Origin of the sequence: Streptomyces sp., assembly GCF_036566765.1 — a bacterium.
Taxonomy (GTDB): Bacteria; Actinomycetota; Actinomycetes; order Streptomycetales; family Streptomycetaceae; genus Streptomyces.
In genome coordinates, this window is sequence record NZ_DATCVQ010000244.1 from 1 (window position 1) to 4194 (window position 4194).

The 4194-nt window shown below is 73.6% G+C and carries 6 protein-coding genes; 4 read left to right on the forward strand and 2 right to left on the reverse strand.

The window, feature by feature from the left end; translation table 11 throughout:
* Nucleotides 1–483: CapA family protein (locus VIU94_RS13935; protein WP_331911236.1), on the reverse strand; the 483-nt coding region annotated here is incomplete at its 3' end.
* A gap of 232 nt (nucleotides 484–715) precedes the next feature.
* On the opposite strand from VIU94_RS13935, the gene VIU94_RS13940 reads away from it, so the two are divergent.
* Nucleotides 716–1111, forward strand: a complete 396-nt coding sequence (locus VIU94_RS13940) for a PadR family transcriptional regulator (protein ID WP_331911238.1) — start codon at nucleotides 716–718, stop codon at nucleotides 1109–1111.
* A 2-nt stretch (nucleotides 1112–1113) separates the two neighbouring features.
* On the forward strand, nucleotides 1114–1758 hold the full coding sequence (locus VIU94_RS13945) for a hypothetical protein (RefSeq protein WP_331911240.1): 645 nt from the start codon (nucleotides 1114–1116) through the stop codon (nucleotides 1756–1758).
* A gap of 37 nt (nucleotides 1759–1795) precedes the next feature.
* On the opposite strand, the gene VIU94_RS13950 is transcribed toward VIU94_RS13945, so the two are convergent.
* The gene (locus VIU94_RS13950; protein ID WP_331911242.1) at nucleotides 1796–2752 is read right to left on the reverse strand and encodes an NADP-dependent oxidoreductase; all 957 of its coding nucleotides are present in this window, start codon (nucleotides 2750–2752) and stop codon (nucleotides 1796–1798) included.
* Between the two features lie 123 nt (nucleotides 2753–2875).
* Here VIU94_RS13950 and VIU94_RS13955 point away from each other — a divergent pair, with 123 nt between their 5' ends.
* Nucleotides 2876–3841, forward strand: a complete 966-nt coding sequence (locus VIU94_RS13955) for a GlxA family transcriptional regulator (RefSeq protein ID WP_331911244.1) — start codon at nucleotides 2876–2878, stop codon at nucleotides 3839–3841.
* A 73-nt stretch (nucleotides 3842–3914) separates the two neighbouring features.
* On the forward strand, nucleotides 3915–4085 hold the full coding sequence (locus VIU94_RS13960; protein WP_331911246.1) for a hypothetical protein: 171 nt from the start codon (nucleotides 3915–3917) through the stop codon (nucleotides 4083–4085).
* Nucleotides 4086–4194: the final 109 nt, after the last annotated feature.

Genomic DNA, 4194 nt, shown 5'->3' on the forward strand with positions numbered 1-4194 from the left:
CCGTCGGGCCTCCTCGGCGTCCCGGCCCGCCCCGGCGGTGCGCACCCCGGCGGCGGCCAGTGCCGCGAGGGTGTCGTCGAGGCCGCCGCGGCCGTGGTCCAGGACATGGTTGTTCGCCAGGACGCAGACGTCGGGACGGGCGGCGGTGAGCGCGGGCAGGTTCGCGGGATGCATCCGGTAATGCAGCTGTTTGCCGGGCGCGCGCTCCTCGGCGGCCGTCACCGACGTCTCCAGATTGACGATCCGCACGTCGGGCGCCGCCTCGGCCAGGACGGCCAGCGCCTCGCCCCAGGGGTAGGCGAAGTCCACCGGCCGGGGAATCGGCCCGTTGGCCGCCTCCGCCAGCGCCACGTAGTCCCGCGCGTCGCGCACGTACGGCTCGACCAGGGCCGGACCCACCGGATGCGGCAGGATCTGGTCGACGCCCCGGCCGAGCATGACGTCGCCGCACAGGAACAGACTGACCTGCGCCCTGCTCACCATTCCAGGGTAGGCCGCGGCGCGGGCCGGGAGGCTTCTCACATGCCTCCGACGTCCCCGGGCTCGTAGGGCCTGTCCGCAGCCCGCGACGCTCGCCTTCTCCGGGCGGTAGCCGGCCGGGGCGGTGAAGCCCGGCTGTGGTGATCGTCTTGAGGGCGGAATCGCTGGCTCCGCCGGGTTGCGTCGGGCGCAACTGTCTTGCCGTGCAAGGCAATCGATGACTATCTTGTACCGCATGACAATGGAGCTGTCCGAGGCCGGCGACCAGCGGCGCAGCCAGCTCCTGCGCGGGGTGCTCGACGTGTGCCTGCTCGCGCTGATCGCCGAACGACCGCGGTACGGCTTCGAGTTCACCCAGGCGCTCGCCGACAGCGGCCTCGACCTGGTCCGGGAGGGCAGCATCTACCCGCTGCTGTCCCGGCTGGAGCGGGCCGGGCTCGTCGACTCGTACCGGGCCCCGAGTGCCAGCGGCGGCGCCCCGCGCAAGTACTACCGGCTCACCGACGCGGGCCGCGGCGCGCTCGCGGAGGGGCGTACGGCGTGGCAGGCCTTCGCCGGTCCTGTGAGCCGGATCCTCACCGACACCGACACCGACACCGATTCCGCATCCACATCCCCGGGGGACACCTGATCATGCAGAACGACGGCACGACGGACGAGCGCACGGAGCGTGGGGGCGTGACGGCCGACGACGCGGCTCGCGAGGAAGCGGCGGCGCGTGACCGGATCCTCGCGATCTGCCGGAGCAACTGGGAGTACCGGGGCGTCGACGACGCCTCGATGCGCGAGATGCTCCAGGAGCTCACCGCCCATCTGCAGGACGCCGAGGCCGCCGGACGCACGGCGCGTGACGTCGTCGGCGACGACGTCACGGCCTTCGCCGCCGCCTGGGCCCGTGGCCGCGCACCCCTGCACCGACGGGCGCTGCGCCTGGCGGCGATGGCTTCCATGGTGGTCGGCTCGGTGTGGCTCCTGCGCCATCTGATCCGGTGGACGCCCCAACTGCCCGTCGACGCGGGCGACCTGGCCTTCTGGGGCGCGATCGCCACGGTCACCGTCGCCTGGGAGCTGCGGCGCGGCAGTCTGGGCCTGGGGAAGAGCTGGCTGCTCTCCGCCGTGGTCGGGCTGCCCGTGGCGCTGCTCACCCGGTTCGTGGCCGGGGACGGCGTCCTGTTCACGCTGCCGGTCTGGGCGGCCCCGATCCTGATCCTGCCGGCCGTCCCGTACATCGTCGCGGACACGAGGGCGCGGAAGGCCGAGGCCCCCGTCGAGGCGTGAGGCGTCGGCGGGGGACCGGGGCGGGTCGGCGCGAAGGTCAGTCCGTGACCCCGCCGGCCTGGGCGACCGTCAGTACGATCTTCCCGGTCGTCCGCCCGCTCTCCCCGAGCTCGTGCGCCTTGGCCACGTCCTCCAGCGGCAGGACCGTGTCGACGCGGACCTTCACGGCACCGGACTCGACCAGGGCGGCGAGCTCGCGCATCCCGGCCTGGTCGGACTCCACGATCATGAACTGGGCGCGGACGCCGAGCCGTTCGGCCTCCTCCGCGAGGGCTGCCTCGCCGGGGGAGGCGAGGGAGACGACGATGCCGCCGGGGCGCAGGGTGCGCAGCGAACGGGGGCCGTACTCGCCGCCGATGGTGTCCACGACGACGTCGACGTCGCGCACGGCCTCGGCGAAGTCGGTCGTGCGGTAGTCGATCACCTCGTCCGCGCCGAGCCCGCGCACGAAGTCGTGCTTCGCGGCGCTGGCGGTGCCGATCACGTACGCGCCGCGGGCCTTGGCGATCTGGACGGCGAGGTGCCCGACGCCGCCCGCCGCGGCGTGGATCAGCACCCGCTGCCCTTCCCGCACCTGTGCTGTGTCGACCAGCGCCTGCCAGGCGGTCAGCCCGGCGAGCGGGACGGCCGCGGCCTCGGTGTGCGTCAGCCCGGCGGGCTTGCGGGTCAGGTGGCGGGCGGGCGAGGCGACGTACTCGGCGTACGCGCCGGCCGGCAGTGGCGAGCGCGGCATGCCGAACACCTCGTCGCCGGGCTGGAACAGCGTCACGCCCGGGCCGACCTCCTCGACGACCCCGGAGAGGTCCCAGCCGAGCCGCACCGGCGCGGCGGTCCCGGCCAGGCCGCCGGTGCTGCGGTGCCACCAGTCGGTCGGGTTCACCCCGGCCGCGTGGACCCGCACCAGCACCTCCGCCGGACCGGGGACCGGCTTCTCGGCCTCCACGACCTTGAGGACCTCGGAGCCGCCGAAGGTGTCCTGACCGATCGCGCGCATGACGTCCACTCCCGTTCGTTCTATGGCCGGACACTCGGTCGCCCCGCCTTGCAAGATCAAGATTTCCGCATCCGGGACCGCCGGACGAGTGGCGAGATCGCCATGAGGTGAAAGAATCCGGCCATGCATCGAGTCGTGGTCGTAGCCCTGGACGGCGTGTATCCCTTCGAACTGAGCATCCCCGTACGGATCTTCGGCACGGCGCAGGGCGTGACCGGCGAGCCGCTGTACGAGGTGGTCACCTGCAGCCTCGACGGGCGTCCGGTGCGCTCCAGCGCCGACTTCACCATCGGCGTCGAGCACGGAGGCGAGGCGTTCGCGACGGCCGACACGCTGGTGATCCCGCCGTTCACCTGCGGACCGGACGCCGAGCAGGACTGGCTCCCGGACGCGCTCGCCGAAGCGCTGGGCACGCTGCGGCCGGGTGCGCGCATCGTGTCGATCTGCACGGCGTCGTACGTGCTGGCCACCGCCGGCCTGCTGGACGGCCGGTCGGCGACCACGCACTGGAACGAGGCGGGCCACTTCCAGCGGCGCTTCCCGAACGTCGAGGTCGACGCGAACGTGCTGTACGTGGACAACGGCGAGGTGCTCACGGCGGCGGGGGTCGTCGCGGGCATCGACCTGTGCCTGCATCTGGTGCGCCGGGACCACGGCAGCGAGATCGCCAACCGGGTGGCCCGGCTGTGCGTGATGCCGCCGCACCGCGAGGGCGGCCAGGCGCAGTACATCGAGCGCCCGCTCCCCGAGGAGAGCGTGGCCACGACGACGGCGACGCGGGAGTGGGCGGTCGGCGAGCTGCACCGGCCCCTGTCGCTGGCGGAGCTGGCGGCGCACGCGCGGATGAGCGTACGGACCTTCTCCCGCCGCTTCCGTGAGGAGGTCGGCACGACCCCGGCCCAGTGGCTGAACCGGCAACGAGTCGACCGGGCCCGCCGGCTCCTGGAGACCACCGACCTCACCGTTGACCGGGTGGCCGCGGAGTCCGGCTTCGGCACGGCGGTCTCGCTGCGCCAGCACCTGGCGGCGACCGTCGGCGTCTCGCCCACCGCGTACCGCCACACCTTCCGCCGCAGCGTCCCGAGCTGACATGCACCCTTTGCCCCGGTGTGTGAGGCTTGTGGTACCCCCTCGCCCGGGATCCACCACAGGAGGGATGATCGTGGGCAAGAAACAGACGCGCCGAAACGCCGGCGCCCGCACCGGCGGCCACGCCGAGCGCACCCCGCCGACGGAATCCAAGCCCGAGCCGAGACGATCCCCCGCGGACGAGACCACCCGAGCCATCTCGGAACCGTCCCACCGCAAGGAGCGGAAGTTCGGCCACAACTAGAAGAGCGACGGGCAGGGCCGGGCACCCGGCGGTCGCGGAGGGCCGCCGGGCGTCTGGGCTGCGGGCCCCGCCTCGCGGCGCGCCGGGGACGGCGCGCGGCGAGGCGGGG

Bases quoted from the DNA above. Each gene is read 5' to 3' on its own strand.
- VIU94_RS13940 (WP_331911238.1), top strand. From the start codon at position 716: ATGACAATGGAGCTGTCCGAGGCCGGCGACCAGCGGCGCAGCCAGCTC.
- VIU94_RS13950 (WP_331911242.1), bottom strand. From the start codon at position 2,752: ATGCGCGCGATCGGTCAGGACACCTTCGGCGGCTCCGAGGTCCTCAAG.
- VIU94_RS13945 (WP_331911240.1), top strand. From the start codon at position 1,114: ATGCAGAACGACGGCACGACGGACGAGCGCACGGAGCGTGGGGGCGTG.
- VIU94_RS13955 (WP_331911244.1), top strand. From the start codon at position 2,876: ATGCATCGAGTCGTGGTCGTAGCCCTGGACGGCGTGTATCCCTTCGAA.